This window comes from Arthrobacter sp. NPDC093139, assembly GCF_044754165.1.
GTDB lineage: Bacteria > Actinomycetota > Actinomycetes > Actinomycetales > Micrococcaceae > Arthrobacter.
In genome coordinates this window covers 21,780-40,716 of record NZ_JBIVOO010000020.1, presented here as the reverse complement: position 1 = coordinate 40,716, position 18,937 = coordinate 21,780, and the positions used below count along the sequence as shown (strand labels likewise).

The following is an 18,937-nucleotide window of genomic DNA, read 5'->3' as shown; positions in this document are numbered from 1 at the left end:
AAATCGCTTCAGCCTGAGAACGGGTCCAGTTCCACCCCGGCCAGCGCCGTGGCCGGATGCGGCCCCCGGGCCGTCAGGGCGGCGGTCCATTCGGCCGGCCAGGGCTTCTGGGTCCCCGCCAGGATGATGTTCCCGGGATATCGGCCCGTGAACATGTTGGAATCGGCGACGGCGGCGACGTCGGTCATGGCACCCCGCAGTGCGGCGACCTGGCTGCGGACCAGGGTGAGTCCCGGTTCGTCACCGACATTCACAATCAGTACGCCCCGTTCGGACAGCAGCGCCGCCGCTTCCTCGTAGAACTCCGTGCAGGCGATATGCTCCGGAGCGTCTGGGCCCGAGAAGATGTCCAGGATCACGACGTCGAAGCGCAGATCGGCGGGGAGCTCCGCCAGTGCTTCGCGGGCGTCGCCAATGACGGTGTGCAGCCGGGTGCCTTCGGGCAGCGGGAGCTGCTCGAGCACGAAGTCCAGCAGCTCCCGTTCCAGTTCCACTGCGTACTGCAGGGAACCGGGGCGGGTCGCCTGGATGTACCGGACGAGGGTCAGCGCACCGGCTCCAAGATGCAGTGCGGTGACCGGCTCGCCCCACGGGGCGGCAAGATCGACGAGGTGACCGATCCTGCGCAGGTACTCGTAGAAGATGTCCCCGGGGTCGGCCAGATCGACATGCGACTGTTCCGCTCCGCCGATCTTGAGCACGAAGCCGCCGTCGGTGTACGTGTCAGGTTCGATGACGGCGTGCTGGCCGGTAGTCCGCAGGTAGCGGGACACGGGTGCAGGGCCGTCCATCATTGTCAGAGCCTGTCCCGCAGCGTCGCCAGCCGGGCAGCCGCTTCCTCAAGCACTTCGGTCTTTTTGCAGAAGGCGAACCGCAGCAGGCTCCTGGTCCGCTCAGCGCCTTCCGGGTGGCAGAACACCGGAACCGGGATGGCTGCTACGCCCACGAGGGCAGGCAGCCGGCGGGCAAGCTCCACGGAATCGCTGATGCCCAGCGGAGAGGTGTCGACGTTCACGAAATAGGTGCCCTTCGGCGTGAACACGTCCAGGCCCGCCGACCTGAGCCCGTCGCTCAGGATGTCGCGCTTCTTGCCCAGTATGACTGCGATGTCATCGTAGAAGGAGTCCGGCAGCGCCAGCCCGGCGGCGATGGCGCTCTGGAAGGGCGTGCCGGAACTGTACGTCAGGAACTGCTTCACTGTCCGGATCGCGGAAACCAGGTGCTCCGGACCGCTCAGCCAGCCAATCTTCCATCCGGTGAAGGAGAAGGTCTTCCCCGCCGAGGAAATTGTGACCGTCCGTTCAGCGGCACCGGGCAGGGTGGCAACCGGGACGTGGCGCACGCCGAACGTCAGGTGCTCGTAGACCTCGTCCGTAATGATGATGGCGCCGTGCTGCCGCGCAAGCTCAACCACACGCTGGAGTACTTCCGCCGGGAAGACGGCTCCCGTGGGATTGTGCGGGTTGTTGATGAGTACAGCCTTCGTGCGGCTGCTGAAGGCGTCTTCAAGCGCAGCGGGATCGGGCATGAAGTCCGGGGCAAGCAGCGGCGCCGTGACGTGGGTGGCTCCGGACAGGCCGATGATCGCCCCGTAGGAGTCGTAGAACGGCTCAAAGGTCAGGACTTCGTCGCCGGGGCCAACCAGTGCCATCAATGAAGCGGCGATCGCTTCGGTGGCGCCCGTGGTAATAATGATTTCGGTATCGGGGTCCGGATTCAGCCCGTAGAAACGCTGCTGGTGTGCCGCGACGGCCTGCCGGAGTTCGGGGATGCCCTTGCCGGGCGCGTATTGGTTCGAACCCTGCGCGATGGCCGCCTGGGCCGCGGCCTTGATCTCGGCGGGACCGTCCTCATCAGGGAATCCCTGGCCGAGGTTGATGGCCCCGGTCGTAACCGCCAGTGCGGTCATTTCCTCGAAGATCGTGACGCCGAGGGTGCCGTCGGAAGCCAGGAGGTTGGCCCCGGTGGCAGCGCGCTGCCAAGGCGCCGGAAGTGTCTCTGTCATTGCCGTCCTGCCTGTCCCTTCAGCCTGTTTTCCCACGCGGCCGATGCATCAAATCATGGTATCCCGGCTGGCAGATACGGTAGGTTCGGAGCATGAGACGCGCCGTATGCCCAGGCTCCTTCGACCCCATCCACAATGGACACCTCGAGGTCATCGCCCGAGCCGCGAGCCTCTTCGACGAAGTGATCGTGGCGGTGTCCACCAACTACGCCAAGAAGTACCGCTTTCCCTTGGAGGACCGGATCGAGATGGCCAAGGAGACGCTTGCGTCCCTGCGCGGCATCGTCGTGGAACCGGTTGGCGAGGGCCTCCTTGCGGAATACTGCCGCCAGCGGGGCGTTTCGGCCATCGTCAAGGGCCTGCGATCGTCGTCGGATTTCGATTACGAACTTCCCATGGCCACCATGAACCGCCAGCTGAGCGGCGTGGAAACGGTGTTCCTGCCGGCCGAGTCGCACTACCTGCACCTCTCCTCGACCTTGATCAAGGAAGTGTTCACGCTCGGCGGCAATGTGTCGGAGTTTGTCCCGAGGTCCGTCCTGAAGCGGCTTTTGGCGGGCGCGCCTGCCTCGGGGCAGCCGTCAAGAGGGTAGGCTTGAGCGGTACATTCCGGCTTCCGTCCGTTGTGCGGCGCCTTCCGGCACTGTCGCGCGCCGGCCGGGGTATTTCCACCTGCAGGGCCGGCGCCCGGTTTGAGTCCTTTGCGGACTTCAGGCTAAGATAATACGTCGGTCATATGTTCAACAGGAGTTCTCATTAAGCGAGATGCTAGTTCGCCCTTGATGCTTGATGTCAAGGACCTCGGACGCAGTCCGGGGAGCATGCGTACACTGACGGAACATGTACCCGCGCCAAGTGATCTTGGCGTGGCGCTCATTGGCGTTCAGGAAGGCTCGGATATCGAGCTGGACCTGAGGCTCGAGGCCGTACACGAAGGAATTCTGGTATCAGGAACCGCAGTCGCCGAAGTAACCGGCGAGTGTGGCCGATGCCTGGATCCCCTTGCGTATGACCTTGAAGTCAATGTGCAAGAACTTTTCTTCTACGAGGGCGCCTTGCCTTCCGACGAAGAAGACGATGAAGAGCAACGTCGAGTCGAGCACGATCTGATCGATCTTGAGCCGGTGTTGCGGGACGCGGTTGTAACCATGCTGCCGTTCCAGCCGGTGTGCCGGGAAGACTGCCAGGGCCTGTGTTCCGAATGCGGGGCACGCCTGGAAGACGAGCCGGGGCACCACCACGAGGTCGTAGATCCTCGCTGGGCTGCCCTAGCTGATCTGGCTAAGCCTGACCGGCAAAATTGATTTGTAAGTGTTTTTCTAGAGAGAAATGAGTTAGCCGTGGCTGTTCCCAAGCGGAAAATGTCTCGCTCGAATACCCGCGCCCGCCGCTCCCAGTGGAAGGCGACTGCCCCCCACCTGGTGAAGACCGTCGAGAACGGCCAGGTTACTTACAGCCTGCCGCACCAGGCAAAGGTCGTTACCGACTCGGCTGGCACTGCGCTGTTCCTTGAGTACAAGGGCCGCAAGGTCGCGGACGTCTAATCGGCCCACAGGCTGAAAAGGATGTCTTCAACTGAAGAGCTTCTGAAGCGTCTCGGTGTCTCCATTGACGCCGGGACGCTTCGTCTTGCTCTGACACACCGTTCCTACGCCTACGAAAACGGCGGCATTCCCACCAACGAACGGCTTGAGTTCCTGGGCGACTCCATCTTGGGGTTCTCAGTGACGGATGCGCTGTACCGCGATAACCCGAACCTTCCCGAGGGCGACCTCGCCAAGCGGCGCTCGGCCGTGGTCAGCACGCGGGCCCTCGCGGGCATCGGACGCAGCCTGGGCATTGGTGACTACATCTACCTTGGGCAGGGCGAGAAGCTCACCGAGGGCAAGAACAAAGCCTCGATCCTGGCGGACACCATGGAGGCGCTCATCGGCGCCACCTACGTCTCCAACGACATCGAGACCGCCCGGCAGCTGGTCATGCGCCTGATCGGTCCGCTCCTGAAGGACGCCGCCGCCCTTGGCGCCGGCACCGACTGGAAGACCAGCATTCAGGAGCTGGCTGCGGGCCGGCAGCTCGGCAGCATCTACTACGCCGTGGAGGGCTCCGGGCCGGACCACGCGCGGACGTTCATCGCGGAGCTGCAGATTGGCGGAAAACCCTGCGGCACGGGTACCGGGCACTCCAAGAAGGAAGCGGAGCAGGAAGCTGCGGCCGACGCGTGGCGGAGACTTTCTGGCACAGGTACAGGCATAGGCACGGGACCGGCGGACGCGTCTCCGGAATCCGCCGCCGGCGTCTAGGTGACCGGTGCCTGAACTTCCCGAAGTGGAGGTGGTCCGCCGCGGCCTGGTCAGCTGGGTTCTCGGCCGGACCATCACCGGCGTTGACGTGGTGGATCCACGGTCCGTGCGGCGCCACGCCTTGGGGCCCGAAGACTTCGCCGGAAACCTTGAAGGCGCCACGGTCCTGGACATCGTGCGCCGCGGGAAATTCCTGTGGATGCCGCTGCAGGACGCCGGCGCTGTTCCCGAGGCCGCTGACCGCCCGAAGGTGGCGCTGATGGCCCATCTCGGCATGAGCGGCCAACTCCTGATGCAGGACACTGCAGTGCCCGACGAGAAGCACCTCAAGGTCCGTCTTCGCCTGAGCCCGCGGGACGGCATGCCCGGGCAGCTCCGGTTCGTCGACCAGCGGATATTCGGGGGCCTGTTCGTCACGTCGCTCGTTCCCACGGACGACGCAGGCCCGGGAGGGCTGGCCGAAAACCCACTGCCCCTGATCGCTGAGGAGGCGTCGCACATCGCGCGGGACCCCCTGGACCCGCACTTTTCGTTTGGGGACTTTTACCGCCGCCTCCGCAGCCGTAAGACCGGCCTGAAAAGGGCCCTCCTCGACCAAGGGCTGGTGTCCGGAATCGGCAACATCTACGCGGACGAGGCCCTCTGGCGGGCGAAACTCCATTACGCCCGCCCCACCGATACCCTGCGGCGGGCAGAGGCTGAGCGCGTGCTCACGGCGGCCAGGGAGGTCATGCTTGACGCCCTTGCCGCAGGCGGGACGAGTTTCGACTCGCTCTACGTGAACGTCAACGGCGCGTCCGGCTATTTCAGCCGTTCTCTGGACGCCTACGGCCGCGAAGGGGAAGAGTGCCGCCGCTGCGCCTCATCCGGCATCGTGAGCCGCATGCGGCGCGACATGTTCATGAACCGCTCCTCCTATACCTGCCCCGTGTGCCAGCCGCGGCCTCGAAACGGCCGCTGGTGACCGTTGTCTCGGTGGCCGGAACGCCGTAAATCCGCGGTTTCCCGGCCCCGTGGCAGTAGATTTAGGGCAGGAACGCAGCCGCTGCCGCCATTCAGGAGATCCGAAACACCTTGCACCTCAAAAGTCTGACCGTCAGGGGCTTCAAGTCGTTTGCCTCGGCGACGACCTTCGACTTTGAGCCCGGCGTCACCGCGGTGGTGGGGCCCAACGGCTCGGGCAAGTCCAACGTGGTCGATGCTCTGTCCTGGGTCATGGGCGAGCAGGGAGCCAAGACCCTCCGCGGCGGCAAGATGGAAGACGTCATCTTCGCCGGCACCTCCGGCCGGCCGCCCTTGGGACGGGCGCACGTCTCCCTGACCATCGACAACGCGGACGGGGCGTTGCCCATTGAATACAGCGAAGTGACGATCTCCCGGACCCTGTTCCGCACGGGGGGCTCTGAGTACGCCATCAACGGCACCGCGTGCCGCCTGCTGGACATCCAGGAGTTGCTATCGGATTCGGGCCTGGGACGGGAAATGCACGTCATCGTAGGCCAGGGCCAGCTGGATAAGGTACTGCACGCCACGCCCGAGGACCGCCGGGGGTTCATAGAGGAAGCCGCAGGCATCCTTAAGCACCGCCGGCGGAAGGAAAAGACCGTCCGCAAGCTGGAGGCCATGCAGGCCAATCTGCAGAGGCTCAGCGACCTGACCGGGGAAATCCGCCGCCAGCTCACGCCGCTGGGCAAACAGGCCGAGATTGCACGGCGTGCCCAGACGGTGCAGTTCGAGGTCCGGGACGCCCGGGCACGGCTGCTTGCCGACGACCTCGTCCAGCTCCGCAGCAACCTGGCGCAGGAAGTTGCCGACGAAACCGAGCTGAAGGCCCGGCGGGCTGTCGTCGGACGGGATCTCGAGGCCGGGCGCCAGCGCCAGGCGACGCTGGAACAGCTTGCTGCTGCTGCCACGCCCCGGCTGAACGCGGCGCGGGATACCTGGTACCAGCTCTCGGCGGGACGCGAACGGCTGCGGTCCCTCGGATCGCTGGCGCGGGAACGGTGCCGGCTGCTGGGCTCGGCGGATGCCGCACCCGAGCCGGGCCGGGACCCCGACCAGCTGGAGCGGCAGGCGGCCCGCGTCCGGGCCGAACAGGCGGAACTTGAACAGCTCATCGTTGGCAGACGCACCGCCCTGGAGGAAGCCAGCGCCGCAAAAAGCGAGGCGGAAAATGCCGCGGCCGCCGAGGAACAGCGTCTCACAGCCGCCCTGCGGGCTGCAGCCGACCGGCGCGAAGGCCTCGCGCGGCTGGCAGGCCAGGTTGCGGCGGCGAGATCGAGGGTCGAATCGGCGCAGGCCGAAGTGGGCCGGCTGCGCGAATCCCAGGCGGCCGGCGAGGTGCGCAGGAAGCAGGCCCAGTCGGAATTCACGGCACTGGAATCCCAGGTCGCCGGCGTGGAGGACGGCGAAGAGTCCCTGGACGCCGAGTACGAGGAAGCCAGCGCCGTGCTGGACGCGGTCCTGGCAGAAATCGACTCCCTGCGGAGCGCCGAGCGCGAGGCCCTGCGGGAACGCGATGCGCTGAAGGCCCGGCACGATGCCCTCATCCTGGGCCTGAACCGCAAGGACGGTTCCGAACACGCCCTCGGGGCCGGCCTGCCCGGCATCGTCGGGCCCCTGTCCTCCGAGCTGACGGTAACGCCCGGTTATGAGGCCGCCATTGCCGCCGCCCTGGGCAGCGCCTCAGACGCTGTGGTGGTCCACGACGCCGGAGCCGCCGCCGCTGTGCTGCAGCTCCTGAAGGACGACGACGCCGGCCGCGCGACGCTGCTGCTGGAAGCCCGGCCGGAGCCGGCCGGACCGTCGGCGGCCGCGTCCGGGACGCAGGAATCGGCTTTGCCTGACGGTGCCCGCTGGGCTCTGCCTGAGGGTGCCCGCTGGGCTCTGCCTGAGGGTGCCCGCTGGGCAACGGAATTGGTATCGGCCAGCGGCCCCGCAGGGGCCGCGGTGCAGCAGCTGCTTCAGGGGACCGCCGTCGTCGAGGACCTGGATGCAGCCGCCGCCCTGATCGCCGGGCTGCCGGAGCTGACCGCGGTCACGACGGCGGGCGACGTCTTCACTGCTTTCACCGTCACCGGCGGCTCCGCGAAGGCGCCTTCCCAGCTCGAGGTGCAGGCCGCCGTCGACGACGCCGCGTCGCGGCTGGCAGCGGTTACCGCCGGACTGGAGCAAAACCGGTTCGCTCTGGCGGGAGCAGAATCGCGCCGGACAGAGGCGCAGGACCGGGCGGATGCTGCCCTCGAACGGCTCCACGATTCTGACGCCCGCCTTGCTGCGGTGGCCGAACGGCTGGGTCACCTGAATTCCGTGCTGCGCAGCGCGGTGGGGGAGAGCGACAGGCTGGCGGCGTCGCTGGCCCGGGCCGAAGCCAACGTCGTGACCGAACAGGAAGCCCTCACGGCGATTGCCGCGCGGCTCGCCGCCGCCCAAGAGGCGCCTGCCGAAGCTGAGCCGTCCACGGATGAGCGTGATGCGCTGGCCGCTGCCGCCGTTCTGGCGCGCTCCGCCGAGATGGACGCCCGGCTGTCGCTGCGCAGCGCCGAGGAGCAGCTGTCCGCCGTCCGCAACCGGGCCACCTCGCTGGAACGGGCTGCTGCATCCGAACGCCGGGCGCGGGAAGAAGCGGCCGAGCGGGCCCGCCGCCGCAGAATCCAGGCCCGGCGGGCCGCCGCCGTCGCAGAGGCTGTGGAGCACATCATCCGGTTCTGTGACGCGTCCGTTGACCTGGCTGGCCTGGAACGCGACATTGCCGAGCAAAACCGAGAACAGCGCGACCGGGAACTGGCGGACGTTCGCACTGCCAATGACTCCCTGGCCCGGGAGCTCGCCGAACTGACCGACTCGGTGCACCGCGACGAGCTGGCGCGTACCCAGCAGAAACTTAGGATCGAGGCGCTGGAGAACAGATCCGTCGAAGAGCTGGGGCTGACCGCCGACCAGCTCGTGGCGGACTACGGGCCGGACCGGCCGGTTCCGCTGCCCGCGGCCGGATCCACCGACAAATGGGCCGAACTCCGTGCGCCCGTTGATGACGACGGCAAACCGCTCGTGGAGGGGAAGCCCTTTGTCCGTGAAGAGCAGGAAAAACGGCTGCGCAAGGCAGAACGGGACCTGGCGTCGCTGGGCAAGGTCAACCCGCTGGCGCTGGAGGAATTCGCGGCGCTGGAAGAGCGGCACCAGTTCCTGAGCGCCCAACTGGAAGACCTCAGGTCCAGCCGCAAGGACCTGCTGGACATCATCAAGGAAGTTGATGACCGCGTGCAGAAAGTCTTCGCGGAGGCGTTTGCGGACACCTCGGCGCAGTTCGTCCACGTCTTCTCCCGGCTGTTTCCGGGGGGCGAGGGACGGCTGGTGCTCACCGATCCCGATGACATGCTGACAACCGGCATAGAGGTCGAGGCGCGGCCGGCGGGCAAGAAGATCAAGCGGCTCTCGCTGCTGTCGGGCGGCGAACGGTCCCTGACGGCGGTGGCCCTCCTCGTGGCCATCTTCAAGGCCCGGCCCTCACCCTTCTACGTCATGGACGAGGTGGAGGCGGCGCTGGACGACACCAACCTGGGACGCCTGATTACGATCTTTGAAGAGCTGCGCGAATCGAGCCAGCTCATCGTCATCACCCACCAGAAACGCACCATGGAGGTTGCGGACGCCCTCTACGGCGTCACCATGCGGGGAGACGGCGTTTCCACCGTGATCAGCCAGCGCCTCAGAGCCGACGTCTAGGAGCGTGCTGGAGCGCCCGCCGCCGCGGCGGTAATCTTTGCCCATGTCTTCCCACCCTCTTCGCCACGCCATGTCCCGCATGGGCGGGCGTGACCCGCACGAAAAGCACCGCACTGCCACCCCGCTGGAGCTGTTTTTCGACCTGACGTTTGTGATCGCTTTCGGCGTGGCGGGGAGCCAGTTCGCCCACCAGATCGCCGAGGCCCACCTCGGTGCAGGGCTGCTGGCCTTCTCATTCGCGATGTTCTCCGTGATCTGGGCCTGGATTAACTTCAGCTGGTTTGCCAGCGCCTACGACACCGACGACTGGATCTTCCGCGTAGTCACGATGGTCCAGCTCCTGGGCGTGCTGATCCTGGCCATGGGCATCGAGCCCATGTTCCATTCGATCTCAGAAGGACGCCACGTGGACAACGCCGTGATGGTGGGCGGCTATGTGATCATGCGGCTGGCCCTCGTGTTCCAGTGGCTGCGGGCGGCGAGGCAGGATCCCGACCGGCGGCTGGCGTGCCTGACGTACGCCCGGTTGCTCGTGCTGGCGCAGTTGGGCTGGATCGTGGTTCTGGTCGTGCAGGCCGATGTCCTGGCCACATTCCTCATGGCCGCGCCTTTGTTTCTCCTGGAAATGGCCGCGCCCTACCTCGCCGAACGACGGGCGAAGACCCCGTGGCACGCGCACCACATTGCCGAACGCTACGGATTGTTGGCGATCATCGCATTGGGCGAATGCCTGATCGGCGCCATCGAGACCCTGCGGGCCATCGTGGCCAACCATGGCTGGAGCACGGACGCAGCCCTGGTGGGCCTCGGCGGCACGGGGCTGGCCTTCGCCATGTGGTGGATCTACTTCATCCTCCCGACTGGTCGGGCGCTGCACCTCCAGCGGCACCGCTCCTTCGGCTTCGGCTACGGCCATATGCCGATATTCGCCGCCATCGCCGCCACCGGCGCCGGACTCCACGTCGTGGCGTACTACGTCGATCACGAGGCCCACATCAGCGCGGCCGCGGCGGTGGCCAGCATCGCTGTTCCCGTAGCCCTGTTCAAAGTGTCCCTGACCGCGCTCTTCAGCTACATGCTTGGGGTGGACCGGGCCATCTTGGCCGGCACTGGTGGTGTTGTGGTGCTTCTGGCCGGCAGTGTTGGGCTCGCCGCCGTCGGGGTGTCCGTTCCCGTCTGCCTCCTGGTGATCGTTCTTGCCCTCGCGATCTCGATCGTTATTGATGAGCGTCGGGGCGCCGAACGCAGCGAAGCCGCGCTCCACAGGCTCCAAACCAGGGCCGCCCAAGGCCCGGTGTAGCCCCGCCCTCCCAGCGCACGGGCACTTCGGGCACGCCCGCGGCGCCGGCGGCTGTTGTGAGAAGCTAGGGAGTGTGAACGAACTCCTTCCAATTCTTCTGCCCATTCTTGCTGCCCTGGCGGTCGTCGGCGCGCTGGTCCCGGTGCTGCTCAAGGCACGGAAGTCCGGGAAGCAGTACCCCGGAACCCGAGACGCCAACGATCCTGTGCTGCCGCCCGGAGGCGGAGGGACCCTCCTCGAGGACCGCCCCGTTGCGGCTCCGCCACGGAAAGCGCCCGAGGGCGCGGACCTCGAAGTCCCGGTAACCGAGGTTCCCGACGACGTCGCCGGCCTGGAAACCATTGCGGTCGAGACCCCGCTGCCCGTTGAAGGACGACTCACGCGCCTCCGGGAGCGCCTCGTCAAATCGAACAATGTCCTGGGCAAAGGCCTCCTCGCCCTGCTCTCCAGCGACAAGATCGACGAGGACGTCTGGGACGAAGTGGAGGAGACACTGCTCCTGGCCGACCTCGGCACCGAACCCACCATGCAGCTGGTGGATGCCCTCCGCGAGCGGGTGAAGGTCCTGGGCACGCGGTCGCCCGAGCAGGTGAAGGCACTCCTCCGCGAGGAGCTGATCAAGCTCGTCGACCCCACCATGGACCGGAGCCTCCGGATCGAACGCCACGACGGCAAGCCGGCCGTGATGATGGTGGTCGGCGTCAACGGCGTCGGAAAAACCACCACCGTCGGCAAGCTTGCCCGCGTCCTCGTCGCGGAAGACAAGGACGTCCTGCTGGGTGCCGCGGACACCTTCCGCGCGGCCGCCGCTGAGCAGCTGGCCACGTGGGGCCAGCGGGTGGGCGTTCCGACCGTGAAGTCCGACGTCGACGGCGCGGACCCGGCGTCGGTCGCCTACGAGGCGGTCAAGGCAGGCATCGACCAGGAAGTCGACGTCGTCATGGTTGACACCGCCGGGCGCCTGCAGAACAAAGTGGGCCTCATGGACGAGCTTGGCAAGGTCAAGCGCGTCATCGAGAAGCTCGCCGAGGTTGACGAAGTGCTCCTCGTGCTCGACGCCACGACGGGCCAGAACGGGCTCAACCAGGCCCGGGTGTTCTCTGAAGTCGTGAACATCACCGGCATCGTCCTCACCAAACTGGATGGGACAGCCAAGGGCGGCATCGTCGTCGCCATCCAGAAGACCCTCGGCGTCCCCGTCAAGCTCATCGGACTCGGCGAGGGCGCGGATGACCTGGCACCCTTCGAAACCGAGGGATTCGTCGACGCGCTGCTGAACTAGCCGCAGTCACCCAACTGACCCGCAGGTGTGATCGTTGTTCGTGCCCAGAACGGCCACAACTGCGGGTCAGTCGGCTTGCGGCGTATCCGAGGGGTGCCGCGCCGTCGTCTCGCGCGCCAGCATCCACGCGAGCGCCGCCAGCAAGAGCACCCCGCCCGTGGCCGCGAAGGCCCAGCCGTAGCCGAATGCGTCCGCTAGCAGCCCGGCAAACACCGGCCCGAGGATGGCTCCAATGTCGGCCGTCATCTGGTAGGCGGCAAGCACCCGGCCGCCGGACCGTTCGCGCCCGATCACATCGGCCACAGCTGCCTGCTGCGCAGGGCCAAGGAGCCCGGCGCCCACGCCGGCAAGCATGGAGGCGGCAAGGAACCAGCCCAGACCCTGCGTGAGTCCTATCCCGCCCGTTGCCGTGCCGGTGACCACCAGCCCGGCAATCATCAGCGGCTTGCGGCCAAGACTGTCAGCCAGCCTCCCCGAGAACGTGAGGGCAACGGCGTTTCCGGCGGCAAAGACCGCCAGCGCCCAGCCGGCCGCCTCCGGGCCGGCACCGAGGGCTGCGACGGCGAACAGGGGAACCGTCGCCATCCGCACGCCAAAGGTAGCCCAGCCGTTGGCGAAGCTCGAGAACAGCGACGCGCGGTAGGCGCTGTCGGCAAGGGCCTCGCCAAATGTCATGGCCGGCGCGGCTGAGCCGTCCTTGCCCCCGGTACCCGGCACGTGGCTCAGTTGCGTCTGCACGACCAGCGCCGCGAGAACCAGGGCACCGGCGTAGGCGAGGAACGGAACCCGCAGCCCGAACCCGGCCAGCAGGCCTCCCACGATCGGCCCGCAGACATTGCCGATTAGGAACGCGGAGGCATAGGCTCCCGAAACCCTGCCGCGGCTTTCCGGAGGGGCCAGCCTGATCACCAGAGCCATAGACGCGACCGTGAACATGACGGATCCGGCACCGCCCAGGCCCCGGAAGATCAGCAGTTGCCAGTAGTCCTGGGCGAAGGCGCAGGCAGCTGTGGAGGCGGCAACAATCAGGAGGCCCGCCACGTAGACCGGTCGCTCGCCCAGCCGCCCGATGAGCACTCCGCCCGCGGGGGCGAACAGCAGCCGCATGAACGCGAAGATGCTGACGATCACTGCGGCGGCGGTAGCGCCGACGTCGAAAGTGGTGGCGAACTGGGGGAGTACCGGCGCCACCAGCCCGAACCCGAGGGCAATAAGGAACGCCGCGACGAGCATCACCTTGATGTCACGGGGCAGCCGGGCATCTCCAGTGCGCCTGAAAGCTGGGAACCGCAGTCTTCCGGTGGCGGGACGGGGGCGTGGCGTCATGAAGCGGAGATCCTTGGACAGCGGGCGGAAAAGGAGGCATGGGAAGCGTGAAACATAACCGTAACAAGCCAGATATGCACCATTTACTTCCGGGAGGTTCTTGTAACAGACCGGCAATCTAAATCCTCCGCCAGCGAAACACACCGGAGCAAAACTTTATGGAGGACGCAAAAGGCGTTGGCCAAGGGGATATCTCTCCGCAGCATCGATCATAGGGAGGACGTGCACCATGGAACTTACCGCAGGTCACGTATGGCTCATGGTGGCGGCGGCACTCGTGCTGTTCATGACACCAGGTCTGGCATTTTTTTACGGCGGCATGACGCGCGCCAAGGCAGCACTGAACATGATGATGATGAGCTTCATCTCAATCGGCATTGTGAGCGTTGTATGGGTACTCTGGGGCTACTCCATGACGGGCGGTGACGGCTTCCTACAGATGGTCGGGAACCCGTTCGCCAACTTCGGCCTTGAAGGCATCACGGAACCGGACGGCCTCATTCTTGTCGGCTACGGAGCAACGTTCGCCATCATTACCGTGGCCCTGATCAGCGGAGCCATCGCGGACCGCGCCAAGTTTGGCGCCTGGACCGTGTTCGTACCCGTCTGGGTGACGCTGGTCTACTGCCCGCTGGCCTACATGGTCTGGGGTGGCGGCCTCTTCGGTGAGGAAGGCGCGATCGGCCAGGCGCTTGGCCCGGCCATCGACTTCGCCGGCGGCACCGTGGTCCACATCAACGCCGGCGTGGCGGCTCTGATCCTCGTCCTGATCATCGGCAACCGCAAGGGCTTCGGCAAGGACCCGAACCACCGCCCGCACAACATCCCCTTCGTGATGCTCGGGGCCGCCATCCTGTGGTTTGGCTGGTTCGGCTTCAACGGAGGCCTGGCCGCTACCGCTGAGCAGGGCGGCCTGATCTGGGTCAACACCCTGGCAGCACCTGCCGCCGCTATGATCGGCTGGCTCATCACGGAACGAATTCGTGACGGACACCCCACCTCCCTGGGCGCTGCATCCGGTGTTGTAGCCGGCCTTGTTGCAATTACCCCGGCCTGTGCAAACGTCAGCCCGGTTGGTGCCCTCGGGCTCGGCCTCGTGGCCGGTGCCGCATCTGCCCTGGCCGTCGGACTCAAGTTCCGCTGGGGCTTCGATGACTCCCTGGACGTTGTGGGCGTGCACCTCGTGTCCGGCATCATCGGCACCGTGGCTCTGGGCTTCATCGCCCTTCCGACGGACGGCGTCGGCGGCGGCCTCTTCTACGGCGGCGGCCTGACCCAGCTCTGGGCACAGCTCGCGGCAGCCGGCATCGCCATCGCATACTCGGCCATCCTGACGCTCCTGATCGCACTGGCCATCCACAAGACCATGGGCTTCCGTGTCTCCCAGGAACAGGAAGCTGTGGGCGTGGACCTCAGCCTGCACGCCGAGACCGCCTACGAGTTCGGTGTCGGCGGCCACGGGGGCAGCTTCCAGCCGCTGCATGAACTGATCAAGGGCAATGCCCCGACCAGCGGTACGGATGCCGTGCCCGCTGCAGGAACCGCAGAGCAGAAGTCCGACTCAGCATCAGGTAAGGAAAGCGTGGGGGCATGAAACTGATTACAGCAATCGTCCGACCGGAGAAGCTCGAATCCATCCGGGAAGGCCTGGAGGCCTATGGGGTCCAGGGCCTGACGGTCAGTGCAGCCAGCGGCTACGGCCGGCAGCGGGGGTACACCGAGGTCTACCGGGGTGCCGAGTACAACGTGGACCTGCTGCCCAAGATCCGCGTGGAGGTCCTGGCCACGGACGAACAGGCTGACGACATCCTCGACGTCATCATCTCCAGTTCCAACACCGGCCGCGCAGGCGACGGCAAGGTCTGGACCATGGATGTCTTCGAAGCAGTGCGGGTGCGGACAGGTGAACGCGGCGTAGCCGCCATCTGATAACGCAACCCGGCAGCCAGAGGCAACGCCAAAGGGCCGGTCACCATCGGGTGGCCGGCCCTTTCGTGTGCCCGGAACTGGCCGGGCCCGAGTCAGCCGGCCCGGGCGGGACCGGACCAGCCCCCGGGACCGGACGTGCCGGCGTCGTACGTGTCGAGCGGGACGTCATCCCCTGCCCAGGCTTGGAGCACCGGCTCTACGACGCGCCAGCACTCCTCTGCAGTGTCCCCGCGGACGGACAGCAGGGGATCGCCCGTCAGGACGCCCTCCAGCACTTCCCCGTAGGGGAGCAGCTCGGAGGCATTCAGTTCTGCGAGGAGCGTGGTGCGGTCCAGACTGAAGATGTTCCCGGGGCCGTTGACATCGACGTCGAGCTCCAGCGTGTCCGGCCCGAAACCGATCCTGAGCTTGTTCGGGGCGTCGACGCCGGTGAATCCTCCGGGGAGGTGGGGGACCGGCAGGAACGTGACCACCGCTTCCTTGCGTTTTTCCCCGAGGGCCTTGCCCGAGCGCAAAATGAACGGCACTCCCTTCCAGCGCCAATTGTCGATGTCGACCCGGACCTCGGCGAGCGTTTCCGTGTTCCTGCCCGGGTCCACGCCGTCTTCCTTGACGTAGTCCGGAACCTGCCTGCCGTTCAGGCTGCCGGCAGTGTAGCGGGCGCGCCGCGTGCTCGCCTGGTACGGGGCCTTGACGCTGCTGGCGCGGAGCACGGCCGCCACGGCGTCCCGGAGGTCGCGCTCGCGGATCGTGGCAGGCGGTTCGATGGCCATCAGCGCCATGATCTGCAGGAGGTGGCTTTGGATCATGTCCCGCAGCGCTCCGGCACCGTCGTAGTAACGGGCCCGGCCTTCGAGGGCCAGGTTCTCGTCGAAGATGATCTCCACTTTTTCTATGTGCCCGCGGTTCCAGACAGGCTCCAGGAAGTTGTTGGCGAAGCGGAGGCCCAGGATGTTCAGGACGGTGGCCTTGCCCAGGAAATGGTCCACGCGGTGGATGTGGTCTTCCGGAACGAGGGTCAGGAGGGTGCGGTTCAGTTCGCGCGCCGACTCTTCGCCCGAGCCGAAGGGCTTCTCCATGACCAGGCGGGTACCGGGCGGGACCTGGCCGGGCTGCAGGATTTCACAGGCTTTCTGGCTCACGTGCGGCGGCAGCGCGAAGTACACTGCCACGGGGCCTTCCAGACCGGCCAGCAGGGAAGCCAGCGGACCGTCGGCCGTGACATCGAGCTGGTGGTAAACGGTGGATTCTTCGAGCGCAGCGAGGGCTTTTTTCCCGGTGTCATCGGCCGTGCCGGAGGCGTCGGCGAAGGCAGTGTGGACGCGGTCCCGCCACTGCTCCTGCCGCCACGGATCGGAGCCTGCCCCTGCGAGCCGAAGGCCGTCCGCCCGGCCGGTGGCCACCAGGCGGGCCAGCCCCGGGAGCAGGAGCCGTCCTGTCAGGTCACCGGAAGCACCGAGGATGAGCAGGGTTTTTACAGTTGTTTGGCTCGTCACTGTGCCAGCATGCCATCTTGGAGGCCCGTCTTGGTACCCTAGATAGTCGAGTCCCGTCGTCGACGCAGCTGGCAACAGCAGCCGAGACGCTGGTGTGCCGCAGGGCAGCCATCCGTACATCCACTGAAAGAAGTGCACGGCGCGTGTTCAATTCACTCTCTGACCGGTTGACAGCAACCTTCAAGAATCTCCGTGGCAAGGGCCGCCTCACCGAGGCAGATGTCGACGCCACAGTCCGTGAGATCCGGCGTGCCCTGCTGGACGCCGACGTTGCCGTGCCCGTGGTCCGTGAATTCACCGGCCAGGTCCGTGAACGCGCGCTCGGCGCCGAGGTCTCCGGTGCACTGAACCCCAGCCAGCAGATCGTGAAGATCGTCAACGAGGAACTCGTTGAAATCCTCGGCGGCGAGACCCGGCGCATCCGGCTGGCCAAGACCGGGCCCACGATCATCATGCTCGCCGGCCTCCAGGGCGCGGGCAAGACCACCCTAGCGGGCAAGCTCGCCAAATGGCTGAAGGGGCAGGGCCACAGCCCCATCCTCGTGGCGTGCGACCTCCAACGCCCCAATGCCGTGACCCAGCTGCAGGTCGTCGGCAAGCGCGCCGGCGTTCCCGTCTTCGCCCCGCACCCCGGCGCCACGTCCGAGCTGGAGCACCCCGCCGGCGATCCGGTCGCCGTCGCCCGCGCCGGTGTCGAAGAGGCCCGCCAGAAGCTGCACGACGTCGTCATCGTCGACACCGCCGGACGTCTCGGCGTCGACGCCGACATGATGGAACAGGCGCGCCAGATCCGCCGGGCCATCGTCCCCAACGAAGTCCTCTTCGTGATCGACGCCATGATTGGCCAGGACGCCGTGAACACGGCAATGGCCTTCGATGAGGGCGTTAACTTCACCGGCGTCGTGCTGTCAAAGCTCGACGGCGATGCACGCGGCGGTGCCGCGCTGTCCGTTGCGTCGGTCACCGGAAAGCCCGTGATGTTCGCGTCCACCGGCGAGGGCGTGGACGACTTCGAAATGTTCCATCCGGACCGCATGGCGTCCCGCATCCTCGACATGGGCGACATCCTGACCCTGATCGAGCAGGCCGAGAAGTCCTGGGACAAGGACGAAGCTGCCCGGATGGCGAAGAAGTTCGCCGACCAGGAAGACTTCACCCTGGACGACTTCCTGGCGCAGATGCAGCAGATCCGCAACATGGGCTCCATGAAGAAAATGCTCATGATGATGCCCGGTGCCCAGAACATCCGCCAGCAGCTGGAGCAGTTCGACGAACGCGAAATCGACCGCGTCGAGGCGATCGTCCGTTCCATGACCCCGCACGAGCGGCTGGCACCCAAGATCATCAACGGTTCACGCCGCGCCCGCATCGCCAAGGGTTCCGGCGTGACCGTCTCCGAAGTCAACGGCCTGCTCGAGCGCTTTGGCCAGGCCCAGAAGATGATGAAGAAGATGGCCCAGGGCGGCGGAATGCCGGGAATGCCCGGAATGCCGGGCATGGGCGGCGGGCCCCGCAAGGGTGCCAAGAGCGCACCCAAGAAGAAGGCCCGCTCGGGTAACCCCGCCAAGGCAGCGCAGGAGCTCCGGGAGGCGGAGGCCCGGCGCGCCAACGCAGCCAAGGCCCTGCCCACGGGTGCGTCCTTCGGCCAGCAGGGCGGCGACTTCGATCCGTCCCAGCTGAACCTTCCCAAGGGCTTCGACAAGTTCCTCGGCAAGTAGCGGAACCATGTCTGCCTGCTCGGATGCCGGACCGCTGCCATAAGGTTGGGTCATGTTTAAGCAGCGGGTAGTGTTCGTCCACGGCGCGGGGAGTTTCGGCTCCGCCGCCTGGCCGCGCCAGCACGGCATGGCCCTGCAGTATGACGCCCTCTTCCTGCGGCGCCACGGGTTCGATGCCGAAGCCGATCCGCTGGAAACAGACTTCGCGGAAGACGCGCGGATCGTGCTGCGGTCGCTGGCAGATGATGGCCGGGGCGCCGCCGGTGGCCACATAGTGGCCCATGCCCAGGGCGCGATCGCGGCGATGATGGCCGCCGTGGAACGGCCGGACCTCGTGTTCTCGCTGACCCTCGTGGAGCCGGCCTGCCTGTCGCTGACTGCCGAATTGCCCGCCACGGCAGCCCACCGGGCGCTGATGGAGCCCCTTTTCGAGGTCCGGCACCAGCTCGGCGACGACGACTATGAGCGGGAGTATCTGCGGCGCGCCTTCGCCGCGGAAGGCCACGGTCCAAGCACCCCGGAGGCCCCGCGCGCCGCGAGGCGGTTGCGGCTGCAGGCACCTCCCTGGCATGCACCGCTGCAGATCGTCCCTGGCGTTCCCACGCTGGTCCTCACGGGCGGCTGGGAGCCCCTCTATGAGGAGATCGCCGGGTACCTGCGGGAAACCGGTGCCCTGCACCGCATCGCAGCAGGCGGACACCGGCCCCACGACTCCGCGGAAGGCGACCGTCTTATCCGGTCATTCATTGCCGAGGTCAGCCGGCGGCAGCAGCCGCGGGCGTCCTGACCAACGTTCCTTACCCGCACGGAGTGCGCCGCAGGTCCGGTCCGGCGGGCCCCCAATGCCTGCCGG

16 protein-coding genes are annotated in these 18,937 nt (G+C 66.6%); 12 read left to right on the top strand and 4 right to left on the bottom strand.

What is annotated here, in order from left to right:
• Window positions 1-8: 8 nt before the first annotated feature.
• Both ACIP90_RS20505 and ACIP90_RS20500 read right to left on the bottom strand, forming a co-directional pair.
• Window positions 9-794, bottom strand: a complete 786-nt coding sequence (locus tag ACIP90_RS20505) for a spermidine synthase (RefSeq protein WP_400581556.1) — start codon at window positions 792-794, stop codon at window positions 9-11.
• Window positions 795-796: 2 nt separating this feature from the next.
• On the bottom strand, window positions 797-2,005 hold the full coding sequence (locus tag ACIP90_RS20500) for an aminotransferase class I/II-fold pyridoxal phosphate-dependent enzyme (RefSeq protein ID WP_400581555.1): 1,209 nt from the start codon (window positions 2,003-2,005) through the stop codon (window positions 797-799).
• Between the two features lie 92 nt (window positions 2,006-2,097).
• Between ACIP90_RS20500 and coaD the strand changes: the two genes are divergently transcribed.
• The 8 genes from coaD (at window position 2,098) to ftsY (ending at window position 11,615) form a co-directional block, all read left to right on the top strand.
• A complete protein-coding gene (coaD, locus tag ACIP90_RS20495; protein WP_400581554.1) occupies window positions 2,098-2,598 on the top strand; it encodes a pantetheine-phosphate adenylyltransferase in 501 nt (166 codons plus the stop codon).
• A 186-nt stretch (window positions 2,599-2,784) separates the two neighbouring features.
• On the top strand, window positions 2,785-3,309 hold the full coding sequence (locus tag ACIP90_RS20490; RefSeq protein ID WP_205653735.1) for a DUF177 domain-containing protein: 525 nt from the start codon (window positions 2,785-2,787) through the stop codon (window positions 3,307-3,309).
• Window positions 3,310-3,345: 36 nt separating this feature from the next.
• Window positions 3,346-3,549, top strand: a complete 204-nt coding sequence (gene rpmF / locus ACIP90_RS20485; protein WP_009356569.1) for a 50S ribosomal protein L32 — start codon at window positions 3,346-3,348, stop codon at window positions 3,547-3,549.
• A 21-nt stretch (window positions 3,550-3,570) separates the two neighbouring features.
• On the top strand, window positions 3,571-4,308 hold the full coding sequence (gene rnc, locus ACIP90_RS20480; RefSeq protein WP_400581553.1) for a ribonuclease III: 738 nt from the start codon (window positions 3,571-3,573) through the stop codon (window positions 4,306-4,308).
• A gap of 7 nt (window positions 4,309-4,315) precedes the next feature.
• Window positions 4,316-5,272 (top strand): bifunctional DNA-formamidopyrimidine glycosylase/DNA-(apurinic or apyrimidinic site) lyase, encoded by a 957-nt coding sequence (mutM, locus tag ACIP90_RS20475; protein WP_400581552.1) that lies wholly within the window; start codon window positions 4,316-4,318, stop codon window positions 5,270-5,272.
• A gap of 110 nt (window positions 5,273-5,382) precedes the next feature.
• Complete coding sequence (gene smc, locus ACIP90_RS20470) at window positions 5,383-9,033, top strand: chromosome segregation protein SMC (RefSeq protein ID WP_400581551.1); 3,651 nt, start codon at window positions 5,383-5,385, stop codon at window positions 9,031-9,033.
• Window positions 9,034-9,076: 43 nt separating this feature from the next.
• A complete protein-coding gene (locus ACIP90_RS20465; protein WP_400581550.1) occupies window positions 9,077-10,333 on the top strand; it encodes a low temperature requirement protein A in 1,257 nt (418 codons plus the stop codon).
• A 73-nt stretch (window positions 10,334-10,406) separates the two neighbouring features.
• The gene (ftsY, locus tag ACIP90_RS20460; protein ID WP_400581548.1) at window positions 10,407-11,615 is read left to right on the top strand and encodes a signal recognition particle-docking protein FtsY; all 1,209 of its coding nucleotides are present in this window, start codon (window positions 10,407-10,409) and stop codon (window positions 11,613-11,615) included.
• Between the two features lie 66 nt (window positions 11,616-11,681).
• Here ftsY and ACIP90_RS20455 read toward each other — a convergent pair whose 3' ends face one another.
• Window positions 11,682-12,941, bottom strand: coding sequence for an MFS transporter (locus ACIP90_RS20455; RefSeq protein ID WP_400581547.1), 1,260 nt, complete (start codon window positions 12,939-12,941; stop codon window positions 11,682-11,684).
• Window positions 12,942-13,170: 229 nt separating this feature from the next.
• Between ACIP90_RS20455 and ACIP90_RS20450 the strand changes: the two genes are divergently transcribed.
• Together ACIP90_RS20450 and ACIP90_RS20445 are read left to right on the top strand one after the other, a co-directional pair.
• Window positions 13,171-14,535 carry an ammonium transporter gene (locus tag ACIP90_RS20450; RefSeq protein ID WP_400581546.1) on the top strand — a complete coding sequence of 455 codons (1,365 nt, stop codon included), beginning with the start codon at window positions 13,171-13,173 and terminating at the stop codon, window positions 14,533-14,535.
• Window positions 14,532-14,870 (top strand): P-II family nitrogen regulator, encoded by a 339-nt coding sequence (locus ACIP90_RS20445; RefSeq protein WP_215051208.1) that lies wholly within the window; start codon window positions 14,532-14,534, stop codon window positions 14,868-14,870. The genes ACIP90_RS20450 and ACIP90_RS20445 overlap by 4 nt, the downstream gene beginning before the upstream one ends.
• 92 nt (window positions 14,871-14,962) lie before the next feature.
• Here the strand turns inward: ACIP90_RS20445 and ACIP90_RS20440 are convergent, their stop codons facing one another.
• Window positions 14,963-16,366, bottom strand: a complete 1,404-nt coding sequence (locus ACIP90_RS20440) for a glucose-6-phosphate dehydrogenase (protein ID WP_400581545.1) — start codon at window positions 16,364-16,366, stop codon at window positions 14,963-14,965.
• A 143-nt stretch (window positions 16,367-16,509) separates the two neighbouring features.
• Between ACIP90_RS20440 and ffh the strand changes: the two genes are divergently transcribed.
• On the top strand, window positions 16,510-18,084 hold the full coding sequence (gene ffh, locus ACIP90_RS20435) for a signal recognition particle protein (RefSeq protein ID WP_400581544.1): 1,575 nt from the start codon (window positions 16,510-16,512) through the stop codon (window positions 18,082-18,084).
• Between the two features lie 52 nt (window positions 18,085-18,136).
• Entirely contained in the window at window positions 18,137-18,871 is a 735-nt protein-coding gene (locus ACIP90_RS20430) for an alpha/beta fold hydrolase (protein ID WP_400581543.1), read from the top strand.
• The last annotated feature ends 66 nt before the right edge of the window (window positions 18,872-18,937 follow it).

Bases quoted from the DNA above. Each gene is read 5' to 3' on its own strand.
- ACIP90_RS20500 (WP_400581555.1), bottom strand. From the start codon at position 2,005: ATGACAGAGACACTTCCGGCGCCTTGGCAGCGCGCTGCCACCGGGGCC.
- ACIP90_RS20450 (WP_400581546.1), top strand. From the start codon at position 13,171: ATGGAACTTACCGCAGGTCACGTATGGCTCATGGTGGCGGCGGCACTC.
- ACIP90_RS20455 (WP_400581547.1), bottom strand. From the start codon at position 12,941: ATGACGCCACGCCCCCGTCCCGCCACCGGAAGACTGCGGTTCCCAGCT.
- ACIP90_RS20445 (WP_215051208.1), top strand. From the start codon at position 14,532: ATGAAACTGATTACAGCAATCGTCCGACCGGAGAAGCTCGAATCCATC.
- coaD (WP_400581554.1), top strand. From the start codon at position 2,098: ATGAGACGCGCCGTATGCCCAGGCTCCTTCGACCCCATCCACAATGGA.
- rnc (WP_400581553.1), top strand. From the start codon at position 3,571: ATGTCTTCAACTGAAGAGCTTCTGAAGCGTCTCGGTGTCTCCATTGAC.
- ACIP90_RS20465 (WP_400581550.1), top strand. From the start codon at position 9,077: ATGTCTTCCCACCCTCTTCGCCACGCCATGTCCCGCATGGGCGGGCGT.
- ACIP90_RS20430 (WP_400581543.1), top strand. From the start codon at position 18,137: ATGTTTAAGCAGCGGGTAGTGTTCGTCCACGGCGCGGGGAGTTTCGGC.
- ACIP90_RS20505 (WP_400581556.1), bottom strand. From the start codon at position 794: ATGATGGACGGCCCTGCACCCGTGTCCCGCTACCTGCGGACTACCGGC.